General features: G+C 74.5%; 9 protein-coding genes. 5 read left to right on the top strand and 4 right to left on the bottom strand.

Annotated features, from left to right (window positions below):
* Positions 1–31 precede the first annotated feature (31 nt).
* Entirely contained in the window at positions 32–904 is an 873-nt protein-coding gene (locus tag ACFXGA_RS10485; protein ID WP_378086340.1) for a LysR family transcriptional regulator, read from the top strand.
* Here the strand turns inward: ACFXGA_RS10485 and ACFXGA_RS10480 are convergent.
* Both ACFXGA_RS10480 and ACFXGA_RS10475 read right to left on the bottom strand, forming a co-directional pair.
* A complete protein-coding gene (locus ACFXGA_RS10480) occupies positions 898–2529 on the bottom strand; it encodes a putative PEP-binding protein (protein ID WP_378086338.1) in 1632 nt (543 codons plus the stop codon). The genes ACFXGA_RS10485 and ACFXGA_RS10480 overlap by 7 nt on opposite strands.
* 68 nt (positions 2530–2597) lie before the next feature.
* Positions 2598–3509, bottom strand: a complete 912-nt coding sequence (locus ACFXGA_RS10475) for a ribokinase (protein WP_378086336.1) — start codon at positions 3507–3509, stop codon at positions 2598–2600.
* A 78-nt stretch (positions 3510–3587) separates the two neighbouring features.
* Between ACFXGA_RS10475 and ACFXGA_RS10470 the strand changes: the two genes are divergently transcribed.
* The gene (locus tag ACFXGA_RS10470; protein WP_378086334.1) at positions 3588–5603 is read left to right on the top strand and encodes a DUF2339 domain-containing protein; all 2016 of its coding nucleotides are present in this window, start codon (positions 3588–3590) and stop codon (positions 5601–5603) included.
* Between the two features lie 277 nt (positions 5604–5880).
* Entirely contained in the window at positions 5881–6909 is a 1029-nt protein-coding gene (locus ACFXGA_RS10465) for a YncE family protein (RefSeq protein ID WP_378086332.1), read from the top strand.
* On the opposite strand, the gene ACFXGA_RS10460 is transcribed toward ACFXGA_RS10465, so the two are convergent.
* Positions 6906–9008 carry an MMPL family transporter gene (locus ACFXGA_RS10460; RefSeq protein WP_378086330.1) on the bottom strand — a complete coding sequence of 701 codons (2103 nt, stop codon included), beginning with the start codon at positions 9006–9008 and terminating at the stop codon, positions 6906–6908. The two genes, ACFXGA_RS10465 and ACFXGA_RS10460, sit on opposite strands and share 4 nt — an antisense overlap.
* 124 nt (positions 9009–9132) lie before the next feature.
* On the opposite strand from ACFXGA_RS10460, the gene ACFXGA_RS10455 reads away from it, so the two are divergent.
* Entirely contained in the window at positions 9133–9879 is a 747-nt protein-coding gene (locus tag ACFXGA_RS10455) for a TetR/AcrR family transcriptional regulator (protein ID WP_378086328.1), read from the top strand.
* Between the two features lie 127 nt (positions 9880–10006).
* Positions 10007–10648 (top strand): hypothetical protein, encoded by a 642-nt coding sequence (locus ACFXGA_RS10450; RefSeq protein ID WP_378086326.1) that lies wholly within the window; start codon positions 10007–10009, stop codon positions 10646–10648.
* An 8-nt stretch (positions 10649–10656) separates the two neighbouring features.
* On the opposite strand, the gene leuS is transcribed toward ACFXGA_RS10450, so the two are convergent.
* Positions 10657–13458, bottom strand: coding sequence for a leucine--tRNA ligase (leuS, locus tag ACFXGA_RS10445; RefSeq protein ID WP_378086324.1), 2802 nt, complete (start codon positions 13456–13458; stop codon positions 10657–10659).
* Positions 13459–13574: the final 116 nt, after the last annotated feature.

Genomic DNA, 13574 nt, shown 5'->3' with positions numbered 1-13574 from the left:
GACCGCACACCCCGGGGGCGATGATGGTCCGGTGATCGACCCACGACGGCTGCGGGTGCTGCGCGCGCTCGCCGACCACGGCACGGTGACGGCCGCGGCGCGGGCGCTGCACCTCACGCCGTCCGCGGTGTCGCAGCAGTTGGCGGCCCTGGAGTCGGAGGCGGGGCACGAGCTGCTGCGGCGGCGGGGCCGGCGGGTGTCGCTGACGGCGGCCGGCGAGCTGCTGGTCGGGCACGCCACCGCGGTGGCCGCCGAGCTGGAGCGGGCGCAGGCCACGCTGGCCGCGTTCACGTCGGGCGCCACCGGGCGGGTGGAGGTCGGCAGCTTCGCGTCGGCGATCACGCAGGTGGTCGCGCCCGCGCTGGCCGCGCTGCGGGCGTCCGCGCCGGACGTGACGCTGCGGGTGCGGGACGTGGAGGGCCACGCCAGCGTGCCGCTGCTGCTCGACGGCGAGATCGACCTGGCGATCACCGAGGAGTACCGGCTGCGCACCGACGACCGGCGGCTGACCCGGTTCCCGCTCTACACCGAGCCGTTCGACGTGGTGCTGCCGCCGGCGCACCCGTTGGCGGGGCGGGCCGACGTCGACCTGGCCGGCCTCGCGGACGACGACTGGGTGGCGCCGCTGCCCGGCAACCCGGTGCGCGACGTCGTGCAGCTCGCGTGCGAGCACGCCGGCTTCGCGCCGCGCATCACGCACACGTCCGACGACTTCCGGGCCATCGGCGCGCTGGTGCACGCGGGCGCGGGGGTGGCGCTGGTGCCGCGCAACGCGGTGCGGGGCGTGCCGGTGCGCGGCGCGGCCCCGCTGCGTCGGGTGGTCGCGGCGGTGCGCCGGGGCAGCGAGGAGCACCCGTTGATCAGGCTGGTGCGGGACGCCCTGCTGGACGCCGTCGGTCAGTGAGGGGCGCGGGCGGCGAGCTTCGCCGACGCCGGGTCGGCCGCCGCCACCGCGCCGCGCGCCGCGAGCTGGCACAGGTCGAAGCTGGTCGAGGCGAGCTTCGCGCCGACGCCCGCCAGCGCGGTGTGGTTCATCGACAGGCTCGACACGCCCAGCCCGGTCAGCACGCAGGCCAGCAGCGGGTCGGCGGCGGCCTCGCCGCACACGCCCACCGGCTTGCCCGCGGCCGTGCCCGCCGCGCCGACCAGCTCGACCAGCCGGAGCAGGGCGGGCTGCCACGGGTCGTTGAGCGCGGCCACCGCGCCGACCTGCCGGTCCGCCGCGAACAGGTACTGCGCGAGGTCGTTGGTGCCGAGCGAGACGAAGTCGACCACGGCCAGGATCTCCCGGGCGGCCAGGGCCGCGGCGGGGATCTCGACCATCACGCCGGCGCGCCGCAGGCCGGCCGCCCGAGCCCGTTCCACGAACCACGCGGCCTCGGCGGCGGTGGCCACCATGGGCGCCATCACCGACACCTCGGCGTCGGTGTCGGCGGCGGCCAGGGCGATCGCTTCGAGCTGGCGTTCCAGCACGTCGGGGCGGTCGAAGGCGACCCGCAGGCCGCGCACGCCCAGCGCCGGGTTCGGCTCGGGCTCGGGCGCGAGGAACGGCAGCGGCTTGTCCGCGCCCGCGTCCAGCGTGCGCACCACGACCGGCTTGCCCGCGAACGGCGCGAGCACCGCCGCGTACGCCTGCCGCTGCTCGTCCACCGACGGCTCCGCCGACGCGGACAGGAAGCAGAACTCGGTCCGGAACAGGCCGACGCCCTCCGCGCCGGCGGCGGCCGCGGCGACCGCGTCGGCGGGCGAGCCGACGTTGCCGAGCACCTTCACCCGGTGCCCGTCGCGCAGCACGCCGACGCCGTTCCACTCCGCCCGGCCCGCGACGTGCGCGGCGCGGACCGTGCCGTCGGACGCCTGCACCAGGCCGGTGTCGCCGTCCACGAGCAGCGACGGCGCGTCGAGGTCGAGCACGCCGCGGCACGCGACCACGGCCGGGATGCCCAGCGAGCGGGCCAGGATCGCGGTGTGCGAGGTGGGGCCGCCCTCCTCGGTGACCAGCGCCAGCACCTTGGCCGGGTCGAGCCCGGCGGTGTCGGCGGGGGCCAGGTCGCGGGCCACCAGCACCGACGGCGAGGACAGCGGCGGCACGCCGGGCGGGGCGACGCCGAGCAGCTCGGCGACCAGGCGGTCGCGGACGTCGCGCACGTCCCGCGCCCGTTCGGCCATGTACCCGCCGGCCGCCTCCAGGGCGGTGATGAACCCGGCGGCGGCCTGGTGCACCGCGCGGGCGGCGGGCAGCGACTCGGTCGTCACGAGCTTCTCGGCCTGCGACAGCAGCGCGGGGTCGGCCGCCATCGCCGCCGTGGTCTCCAGCAGGTCCTTCGCCTCGCCGGTCGCGGCGGCGGCCCGGTCGCGCAGCCGGGCCACGACCGCGTCCGCGGCGGGCCTGATCCGCGCGGCCTCGGCCGCCGGGTCCGCGGGCGCCGGTCGCGCCGGTGGTTCGCCCAGGGGTTCGGCCACCCGGACCACCGGACCGGAAGCCCGTCCGGAACTCACCCCGACACCGCTCAGCCGCGTGCTCGACATGGTCTAGACCATACCCTTCAGCTCGACGGGACGTGAAGGACGAGCCGACGCCACACCGCGCCCACCCGCTACCCGGCCCGGCGCACGTCGTCGAGCGTCGGGTAGGACGGCTGCGCGCCGGGGGACGTCACCGACAGCGCGGCCACGCGGGCGGCGAACGCGGCGGCCTCGACCAGCGACGAGCCGGACGACAGACCGACCGCCACCGCGCCCGCGAACGCGTCGCCCGCGCCCGTGGTGTCCACGACGGACACCTCCGGGGCGCCGACCTCCACCACGCCCGCGGGCGTGACGACGGCCGCGCCCCGCGCGCCGAGCGTGACCACGGCCGACTTCGGGCCCAGGTCGAGCAGGCCGGCCGCCGAGCCCGCCAGCGACGCGGCCTCGTGCTCGTTCACGATCAGGGGGTCCAGCAGGGCCAGCGCGTCGGCGGGCACCTCGACCACCGGCGACAGGTTCAGCACCGGCCGCACGCCCCGGTCCGCCGCGACGCGCACCGCGTGCGCCACCACGGCCGCCGGCACCTCCAGCGAGCACACCAGGACCGACACGTCGTCCCAGGCCACGGCGTCCACATCGGACCGGTCGAGGTCCGAGTTCGCGCCGGGCGCGACGACGATCGAGTTCTCGCCGTCCGGCGTCACGGTGATGTAGGCCAGGCCCGTGGGCCGCGACGACGTGCGCACGAAATCGGTGCGGACCCCCGACGACGACAGGGAGTCCAGCAGCAGTCGCCCGTACTGGTCCGCGCCCACCGCGCCGACGAACGCGACCGGCGCGCCGAGCCGGGCGGCGGCGACGGCGGTGTTCGCGCCCTTGCCGCCGGGCAGGACGGCGGTGTCGCCGCCGAGCACCGTCTCACCGGCGGCGGGGCGGCGGGGCACCGGGACGACGAGGTCCGCGTTGGCCGAGCCGAGCACGAGAACGGTCACGGTGGCACTCTGCCAGGGTCGGCGCGTGACCGGTTCGGGACCGGGCATTGAGTAGAGGTACGGATTCCGGATACCCGCCGTTCGGGCGATCCTGGTCACATGACCGGCACCGGGCAGGAACCCCTGATGAGGTTGGCAGACGAACTCGGCCACCTGGGCCGCCGCCTGGAGGCGGTGGGGCAGGAGTTGCACAGGTTCGGCGGCGGTGGGGCCGTGGCCACCGCCCCGTCGCCGACCGCGCCGCGACCGGCCGCCGAGCCGACGGCCGAGCCCGCCGAGCCGGCCGATCCGGCGCCGCGGACGACGTCCCGGCCGGACGACCCGGCCCCGCGAGCCGCGGCCGAGCCGACCGCCCCGGTCCCGCCGCAGGCGACCGGCCCGGCGACCCCCGACCCGGCAGCCGATCCGGTGGCACGCGCTGCCACCCGGTCGAGCGGCCCGGCCGCGCCAGGCGCGACGCCGGCCCCCGGCCGGACCGCGCCCCACCAGGCCCCGCCGGTCGGCGCCGCGCCGCGCCCCGCCGTCCACCCCTACCCGCCGCACCAGGTCCACCAGGGCTGGGGCCCGCCCGTTCCGCACTGGACGCCCGCCCCTCCGCCGCCCGGCCCGACCCTCTTCGACCGCCTCGCCAAGGACGGCGCGGGCAGCAAGCTCCTCGCCTGGGTCGGCGGCGCGGTCACGTTGCTGGGCGTCGTCCTGCTGCTCGTCCTCGCCGTGCAGCGCGGCTACCTCGGCCCGGTGCCCCGCGTCCTCGGCGGCGCGGCGCTGGGCGGCGTCCTCGTCGGCCTCGGCCTGTGGCTGCACCGCACCCCGGCCGGCCGCACCGGCGCGTTCGCCCTGGCCGCCACCGGCATCGCGGTGCTCTACCTGGACGTCATCGCGGCCACCTCGATCTACGGGTTCCTGCCCGAAGGGGGCGGCCTGGCCGCCGGGCTGCTCGTCGCGGGCGGCGGCCTGCTGCTCGCCCTGCGGTGGGACTCGGCCGCCCTCGCCATCGGCGTGGTCGCGGCCTGCGCGGTGTGCGCGCCCGTCCTCACCGAGGGGTTCACGCCGCTGCTGGTGGCGTTCCTGCTGGTCCTGAAGATCGCCGCGAGCCCGGTGCACCTCAAGCGCGACTGGCCGTGGCTCGCGGTCACCGCGGGCGTGCCGCCGCTGCTGGCCTCCGTGCTGGTGATCGGCCGCACGGATCAGCACGCGCTGGCCGGGATCGCCCTGCTGGCCGCCGTGATCGGCGTGGCGTCGGCCGTGCTCACGGTCAACGTCCGGCGCGACGACGTGACCGCGCTCGCCCTCGCGGTCGGCTCGCCGATGCCCGCCCTGCTGACCACCGCCGTCCTCGACCGCCTGCTCGGCGCGGGCGTCGCGGCGGCGGTCGCGGTGATGATGCTGGCGCTGTGGGCGGCCGGGCGGCGGTCGTTGCCGGGCAACTTCGGCGCGGCGGTCGGCGCGGTCGGCGTGTTCGCGGCGTTCCTGGCGACGGCGATGGCCCTGGACGGCGGCACGCGGGCCGCGGTGGTGCTGGCCGAGGCGTTGGTGCTGGCGTTCCTCGCGAAGGTGCTGTCCTCGCGCGGGCCGCTGGTCGGGTCGCTCGCGTTCGGCGTGATCGGCTTCCTGCTGACCACCGCGCACGCCGTGCCGCCGCGGCTGCTGCTGGACGCGCCGTGGCGCTGGGACACCGCGGGTTTCCTGGTGTCCGGCATGCTGACCGCGCTGGTCCTCGGCGCCCTCGCGGTCGTGCTGCCCTGGGTGGCCACGGGCCTGGGCGTGCTCGGCAGGCGGCCGTTCCCGTGGGTCGTCGCGGGTGTCGTCCTGCTGTACGCGGCGGCCGGTGTCGTGCTGTGCGCCGCGCTGCTGGTGTCGCAGGACGTCACCGGATTCCTCTTCGGTCACTCGATCGTGACCGTGTCGTGGACGGTCGCCGCGCTGGTGCTGCTGGTGCGCGGCATCGACCGGAAGCCCCTGCGGGTGGCCGGGTTGGTGCTGGTCGGGGCGGCGGTGGCGAAGCTGCTGCTGTTCGACATGGCCGCGTTGGACGGCATCGCGCGGGTGCTCGCGTTCATCGGCGCGGGTCTCGTCCTCCTGACGGCGGGCACCCGTTACGCCAAGCTGGTGGCAACCCGACGAATTTCGGCTGATTCGTAGCTCTGGGGATCCAAAACGACCCGGGCTGCGTCAACCTGGTGGTAGAGGTCTACGTCGTCGGGGTTGGACCACCGGTGCACGCGCACCGGGAGGAGTCCGGCGTCGGTCGTTTCGCCCCCCGAGCGACCGGCGCCGGGCGCACGCCACCGGCCCCGCCCACCCCGTCGTCGTCCGCGGCGGCCGCGGCCAAACCCCCGCTCACCCGGTCCGGCACGAATGGCACCCGGTCGTGGGACCGGGGTGGAACGCCACCGCGCGCCGGTGTTCCCATCCAGCCATGTGGGGCCGACGAAAGACCGCAGCGCTGGGCGCCGCCGCCGTCCTCCTCTCGGCCGCGCTGTCCGCCGCCGGGCAGGACCGGTCGCACGTCGTCACGGCCACCGGCGCCCCCGCGCCCCGGGCGTACGTGGTCGAGCACGGCGGGCGCGTGCAGGTCCTCGACACCGCCAACGGCCGCGTGGTGGCGAGCGCGAACACCGGCGCGTGGGCGACCGGCGCGGCGGTCGGGCCGGGCGGCCGGCGGGTGTACGTGGTCAACGGGTGGGCGGGCGTGATCACGGCCGTGGACCCGGTGGCGGGCCGGGTCGTCGGCCGCATCCACGTCCGGGCCCGGCTGGCGCAGGCGGTGCTGCGCCCCGACGGGCAACGGCTCTACGTCACCGGCGGCGGCGCGGTGGCGGTGGTGGACCCCGGCACGTTCCGGCTGGTCGCCGCGATCAAGGCCGGTGGCCAGCCGCAGGGCATCGCGGTCACCCCCGACGGTCGCCGGCTGTACGTGGCCAACGCGCAGGACGGCACGGTGAGCGTGCTCGACACGACGGCCGCGAGCCCGCTGAGGACCGTCGAGGTGGGCGGCATGCCGCAGCACGTGGCGATCAGCCCGGACGGCGACGCCGTCTACGTCAGCTCGCTCGACCCCGCCGAGGGCGGGGGCACGGTCACCATGATCGACCCCCGCGCCGACGAGGTGCGCTGGTCCGCGCCGATCGGCAAGGGCGCGGGCAGCGTCGCGGTCGGCCCCGACGGGCGGCACGTCTACGTCGCCCTCGACCGGCGGGTCGCCGTCGTGGACACCCGGACCCACGTCGCAAGGGCGTTGCGGGTCAGGGCGAAGACGCTCGCCATCCCGCCCGGCGACCGCCGCGTGTTCCTGGCGGGCGACCGCACGGCGACCGTGCTGGACGGCGCGGGCGACCGGGTGCTGACCACGTTCCTGCTCAGCGCCCTGGACCTCGGCGGCCGCGGCTTCACGACCGCGGCCGTCGCGTTCGAGCCCTCGGACGGGTCCCGGACCGACCGGTCCTAGACGGGCTGCGGCAGCCGGTCGTCCTCCGCCGGCGCTTCCTCGTGGATCGCCATCCGCTCCTGGATCCGCCGCATCGGGCCGGGCGCCCACCACGCGGCGTCGCCGAGCATCCGCATCACCGCGGGCACGAGCAGCATGCGCACCACGGTGGCGTCCAGCGCGAGCGCCAGGATCATGCCGACGCCGACGAACCGCATCATCGTGATCTGCGAGAACGCGAACGCGCCGGTCACCACGATCAGCAGCAGCGCCGCCGCCGTGATCACGCGCCCGGTCTTGGCCAGACCGGCGGTCACCGCCTCCGCGCTGGACGCGCCGCGCCCGCGCGCCTCGACCATGCGGGACAACAGGAACACCTCGTAGTCCGTGGACAGGCCGAACACCACGGCCGCCATCAGCACCACGATCCCCGACTCCAGCGGCGCGGGCGTGACGCCGAGCAGCGACGCGCCGTGCCCGTCCTGGAACACCCACACCAGCACGCCGAACGTGGCGGACAGGCTCAGCGCGCTCATCACCACGGCCTTGATCGGCAGCAGCACCGACCCGAACGCCAGGAACATCAGCACGAACGTCGCGCCCACCAGCAGCAGCGCCATCCACGGCAGCTTGTCCGCGATGGCGTCGAGGCTGTCGGACACCATCGCCGTGCTGCCGCCGACCAGCACCTCGTCACCGGGGCCGTCCAGCGCCCGCACGTCCCGCAGCGCCTGCTTCGACTCGTCGCTCAACGCGTCCTGGTCCAGCCCGGCGTTGACCAGCCACACGCCGTTGGCGGGCTGCGGCACGACCTGCGCCTCGCCGACGCCGGGCACCGCGGCCACCTCGCCGGCGAACGCCTGCACCTCGGCGGGCGACGGGTCGCCGGTGACCACGATCTTGAAGCCGGAGTTGGACAGCGCGGCGAAGTCCCGGTTGACCGTCTCGGCGGCGACCCGCGCGGGGTTGCCCTCGGGCAGCACCTTCTCGGTGACCTCGCCGAACTTCACGCCCAGGAACGGCGAGCCGAGCGCGAGCAGCACCAGCACGATCGGCAGCGCGACCAGCACCGGGCGCTTCATCACGCGGCCGGCGAGCCGGCGCCAGCCCGCCTCGGACGGCACCTTGTCCTTGCGCCACGGCATCGCGAGCTTGTCCACGCGGTGGCCGAGGACGGCCAGCAGCGCGGGCAGCAGGGTCAGCGACACGGCCGCCGCGATCGCCACCGCCGACATGCCGCCGTAGCTCAGGGACTTCAGGAACCCGTGCGGGAACAGCAGGAGGCCGGCGAGCGCGATCACCAGCAGGGTCGCCGAGAACAGCACGGTGCGCCCGGCGGACATGACGGTGCGGCGCACGGCGTCCGGCGTGGCGCGGCCCGCGGCCAGCTCCTCGCGGAACCGGCCGACCATGAACAGCCCGTAGTCGATCGCCATGCCGAGGCCGAGCAGGCTGGCCACGTTCACCGCGAACGAGTTCACGTCGGCGACCAGCGAGACCGCGTGCAGCACGCCCAGTGAGCCGGCGATGGCGAGACCGCCGACCAGCACCGGCAGCGACGCGGCGACCAGGCCGCCGAAGATGACGACGAGCAGCACCAGCACGATCGGCAGGGAGATCGCCTCGGCCTTGGTGAGGTCGGAGGCGGACATGTCGCTGATCGCCTTCTGGGTCGGCACCAAGCCGCCGACCTGCGAGCCCACCCCGTCGACCGCGAGCCGGTCGGCGATCTGCTCGTACTGCTTGAGCTGCGTGTTGGAGTCGCCCGAGCGCAGCGTGATCACCACGAGCGACTTGCCGCTCTCCGGCGACGGGTACGGCGGCTGCACCTGCAGCACGGCGTCGGTCGGCAGGCCGGACAGCTCGCCCGCGATCTGCTGCAACCGGGCCGGGTCGGTGGTGTCGTACACCACCAGGACGTCACCGCCCTGCCGGCCGAACGCGTCCTGCGCCACCTGGTTCGCCCGCGCGGCCTCGCTGTCCGGCGCCTCGTAGCCGCCCTGGCTCAGCCGGTCGAACACGCCGAGGCCCCAGATGCCCCCGGCGACCGCGAGGACCACCGTCGCGATCAGCACCACCCACCTGCGGCGGTACGCCAGCGATCCCCACTTCGCGAACACGCGTCCTCCCAGGCTGGGTGGGTTACCGTTGCGTGAAGGGCGTCAATTCTGTAAACACCGTTCACCAAACCTGTCCCGAAGTTATACCCCGGTGAACGGCGTTTACAACCTGATTGGGTGACATATGACCGAGGCCACTCGCCGCGAACGGCTACGCGCTGAGACTGAGCGTGACATCCGGCGACAGGCCCGCGCCCTGCTCGTGGAGCACGGCCGGGACGCCGTGACTCTGCGTGCCATCGCACGCGAACTCGGCATCACCGCCCCGGCCCTGTACCGGTACTACGACTCGCGCGAGGACCTGCTCCGCCGGCTCGCCGAGGACATCTGCACCGACCTCGCCGCGGAGCTGAACGCGGACCTCGCCGCCATCGCCGAGGACGACGTCAGCGCGCAGGTCTACGCGGTGTGCCGCGGCTTCCGCCGCTGGGCGCTGGCGCACCCGCAGGAGTTCACGCTGGTGTTCGCGTCCACCGAGGGCACGCTCGGCACGTGCGCCCCGGAGGAGGACCGCGACCGGGTCGGCGACCAGTTCGGCCGGGTGTTCCTCGAGGTCGCGGGCAGGTTGATCGCGAGCCACCCGCTGCCGGACGACCTGGACGACGACGTGCCGGCGAACCTGCGCGCCGACCTCGCGGCGTTCCAGCGGGTGCTGCTGGCGACCGTGAACGACCGCGGCGTCGAGGTGGACGAGCACGTCCTGTCGCTGAGCGCGGTCTACCACATCACGCAGTCGTGGGTCCGCATCTACGGCCACGTCGCCCTGGAGGTCTTCGGCCGGTTCCCGTTCGCGGTGTCCAACCCGGAGCCGATGTTCGACTCGATGCTGGACCGGATCCTGGGCGAGATGGGTTTCCCTCCGCAACCGTGAGGTGCGACGTCCGGGCATACCTGCTGGGCCGTTCGAGCGCTTTTCACCCCCGCGCCACAACCAGGGGCACCCGGCCGGGGTTGCATGGGTGGGCCGCACGGCGGGAACGACCCGGGGAGGGGGGACGGTGGCGCGGAAGGGTTCGGACAAGGGTTCCGGGGGAGTGGCGCTGGTGGCCGCGGTGCTCGTCGTCCTCGCGGGCGCGGGCGGGGCCGGCGGCGCGGCGCTGAACTCGGGCGCGGGTGGCGCCGGCGGCGCGGCGGCGCCGGTGGAGAGCATCGGCGTGCGCAAGTGGGACGCCAAGCGCGCGGCCCGGGGCGGTGACGCCGCGGGCGCGATGGGCCACCTGGGCGTCGGCATCGACAAGCAGGCGCTGCGGCAGGAGCTGGACTGCGCGGCCAACTCGTTCGGGCAGGTGCGCGAGTTCTTCGAGCGCACGCCGTGCACCGCGCTGGACCGCCTGCTGCTCGCCGTCGCCGACCAGGCCGGCAACGCGGCCGTGGTCTCCGTGGTGTGGGTGACGTTCCCCGGCCGCAACCAGGCGCGGCAGTTCGACCGGGTCGTCGACACCGCGGGCTCGGGCGACGTGACGCCGCTCAGCGGCGCGGTGGTCGGCCTGCCGGACATCCGGTTCACCGCCGAGCACTACTGGTCGGAGACCAGGGACACCACGATCACCATCGCCGAGTCCGAACCGGCGACCGGGCGCGTCGAGCCCGACCTGCTCGACGCGATGACCGAAGTGGCCGCCCAGTTGCCCCGTCCGTAGGAACCCCGCTACAGCACCACGTTGACCAGCCGGCCCGGCACCACGATCACCTTGCGCGGCGTGCCGCCGTTCAGCAGCTCGGCCACCTTGGCGTCGGCCAGCGCCGCCGCCCGCACCTCGTCCGACGACGCGGAGGCGGGCACGACCACGCGCGCCTTCACCTTGCCGTTGACCTGGATCGGGTACTCGACCGTGTCCTCGACCAGGTACTCCTCCGCCGCGGTCGGGAACGGGCCGTGCGCCAGCGACTCGGTGTGGCCCAGCCTGGCCCACAGCTCCTCGGCGACGTGCGGGCTCAGCGGGGCCAGCATCAGCACCAGCGGTTCGGCCACGACGCGCGGCGCGCCGCCCGGGAAGTGCTTGGTGACGTGGTTGTTCAGCTCGATCAGCTTCGCGCCCGCGGTGTTGTAGCGCAGGTTCGCGTAGTCGTCGTGCACGCCCGCGATCGTCCTGTGCAGCACCCGCAGCGTCTCCTCGCCGGGGTCGACGTCGGTGACGCGCAGCTCGCCCGTGGTCTCGTCGACCAGGTTGCGCCACAGCCGCTGCAGGAACCGCTGCGCGCCCACGACGTCCTTGGTCGCCCACGGCCGCGAGACGTCCATCGGGCCCATCGACATCTCGTACAGCCGGAACGTGTCCGCGCCGTACTTCTCGCACATCTCGTCCGGCGTGACGACGTTCTTCAGGCTCTTGCCCATCTTGCCGTACTCGCGGCGCACCTCCTCGCCCTCGAAGAAGTACCTGCCGTCACGCTCCTCCACCCGCTCGGCGGGCACGTACGTGCCGCGCGCGTCGGTGTAGGCGTACGCCTCGATGTAGCCCTGGTTGAACAGCCGCCGGTACGGCTCGTCACCGGACACGTGGCCCAGGTCGAACAGCACCTTCTGCCAGAACCGGGCGTACAGCAGGTGCAGCACGGCGTGCTCCACGCCGCCGATGTACAGGTCGACGCCGCCGGGGTCGTTCGCGCCGTGCTCGGCCGGGCGCGGGCCCAGCCAGTAGCGCTCGTTCTCCGCGTTGACGAACCGGTCCGGCTCGGTCGGGTCCACGTACCGCAGCTGGTACCAGCACGAACCCGCCCAGTTGGGCATGGTGTTGGTCTCGCGGCGGTAGCGCTTCGGCCCGTCGCCCAGGTCCAGCTCGACGGTCACCCAGTCCTCGGCGCGCGACAGCGGCGGGGACGGCTCGGAGTTCGCGTCCTCCGGGTCGAACGTCCGCGGCGAGTAGTCGTCCACGTCCGGCAGCTCGATCGGCAGCATCGACTCCGGCACCGCGATCGGCGTGCCGTCCTCGTCGTACACGATCGGGAACGGCTCGCCCCAGTACCGCTGCCGCGAGAACAGCCAGTCGCGCAGCTTGAACTGCACGGTGCCCTCGCCCCGGCCCTGCTCCTCCAGCCAGGCGATGATCTTCTTCTTGGCCGCGTCGACGTCCAGCCCGTCCAGGCTGACGCTGCTCTCGTGGCTCGAGTTCACCGCCGGGCCGGCGCCCGTGTACGCCTCGCCGTCGAAGTCCGCGGGCGGCTGCACGGTCCGGATGATCGGCAGGTCGAACGCCTTGGCGAAGTCCCAGTCGCGCTGGTCCTGGCCGGGCACCGCCATGATCGCGCCGGTGCCGTAGCCCATCAGCACGTAGTCCGCGACGTACACCGGGATCCGCGCGCCGTTGACCGGGTTCGTCGCGTGCGCGCCGGTGAAGACGCCGGTCTTCTCCTTGTTCTCCTGCCGGTCCAGCTCGGACTTGCGGGACACCTCGGCGCGGTAGGCCGCGACGGCGTCCGCCTGCTCGGCGGAGGCGATCACGTCCACCAGCGGGTGCTCGGGCGCCAGCACCATGTACGTCGCGCCGAACAGCGTGTCCGGCCGGGTGGTGAACACCTCGATGTCGACGCCGTCGTGGCCCGCCACCGCGAACTTGACCCGGGCGCCGTGCGAGCGCCCGATCCAGTTGCGCTGCATCGCCTTGATCTTGTCCGGCCAGTCCAGCCGGTCCAGGTCGTCGATCAGCCGGTCGGAGTACGCGGTGATCCGCATCATCCACTGGCGCAGCGAGCGCCGGAACACCGGGAAGTTGCCGCGCTCGCTGCGGCCGTCCGCGGTGACCTCCTCGTTCGCCAGCACGGTGCCCAGGCCGGGGCACCAGTTCACCGGCGCCTCGGACAGGTACACCAGGCGGTGCTGCCCCAGCAGCTTCTCCCGCTCGGCCCGGGTCATCTCGGCCCACGGCTTGTCCGGCGTGGGCCGCTCACCCGAGGCGTACCGGGCCTCCAGCTCGGCGATCGGCCGGGCCTTGCCCGCCTCGGGGTCGTACCAGGAGTTGAAGATCTGCAGGAAGATCCACTGGGTCCACTTGTAGTAGTCCGGGTCGATCGTGGAGATGCGCCGGCGCTCGTCGTGGCCCAGGCCCAGCCTGCGGATCTGCCGCAGGTAGGTCTGGATGTTGTCCTCGGTGGTCTTGCGCGGGTGCTGCCCGGTCTGCACGGCGTACTGCTCGGCGGGCAGACCGAACGCGTCGAAGCCCATCGTGTGCAGCACGTTGCGGCCGTTCATCCGGTGGTACCGGGCGAACACGTCGGTGCCGATGAAGCCCAGCGGGTGGCCGACGTGCAGGCCGGAGCCGGAGGGGTAGGGGAACATGTCCTGCACGAACAGCTTGTCGGCGGGCACGTCGCCCCGGAGCGGCCCGACGGGGTTCGGCGCGTGGAAGGTGCCCTGCTCCTCCCAGTGCTGCTGCCAGCGCCGCTCGATCTCGCCGGCCAGCTCGGCGGTGTAGCGGTAGGCGGGCGTCGCGTCCGCCGCGTCCGTGCTCATCGGGATGTCCCTCTCCATCGGTACCTGCCCCTGACATGACGAAACCCCCCAGCCGCGGAAGGGCGTGAGGGGTTGCCGCGCGGACCCGGTTGACGGGGCCCCGCGCGGCTAGCTAA

The organism is Actinosynnema sp. NPDC059335 (genome assembly GCF_042752395.1).
In the GTDB taxonomy this organism is placed as follows: Bacteria; Actinomycetota; Actinomycetes; order Mycobacteriales; family Pseudonocardiaceae; genus Actinosynnema.
Note: the sequence above shows the minus strand (reverse complement) of the source record. Positions and strands in the feature narration are given on the sequence as shown.

Bases quoted from the DNA above. Each gene is read 5' to 3' on its own strand.
- ACFXGA_RS10465 (WP_378086332.1), top strand. From the start codon at position 5,881: ATGTGGGGCCGACGAAAGACCGCAGCGCTGGGCGCCGCCGCCGTCCTC.
- leuS (WP_378086324.1), bottom strand. From the start codon at position 13,458: ATGAGCACGGACGCGGCGGACGCGACGCCCGCCTACCGCTACACCGCC.
- ACFXGA_RS10470 (WP_378086334.1), top strand. From the start codon at position 3,588: ATGAGGTTGGCAGACGAACTCGGCCACCTGGGCCGCCGCCTGGAGGCG.
- ACFXGA_RS10475 (WP_378086336.1), bottom strand. From the start codon at position 3,509: ATGCCCGGTCCCGAACCGGTCACGCGCCGACCCTGGCAGAGTGCCACC.
- ACFXGA_RS10480 (WP_378086338.1), bottom strand. From the start codon at position 2,529: ATGTCGAGCACGCGGCTGAGCGGTGTCGGGGTGAGTTCCGGACGGGCT.
- ACFXGA_RS10455 (WP_378086328.1), top strand. From the start codon at position 9,133: ATGACCGAGGCCACTCGCCGCGAACGGCTACGCGCTGAGACTGAGCGT.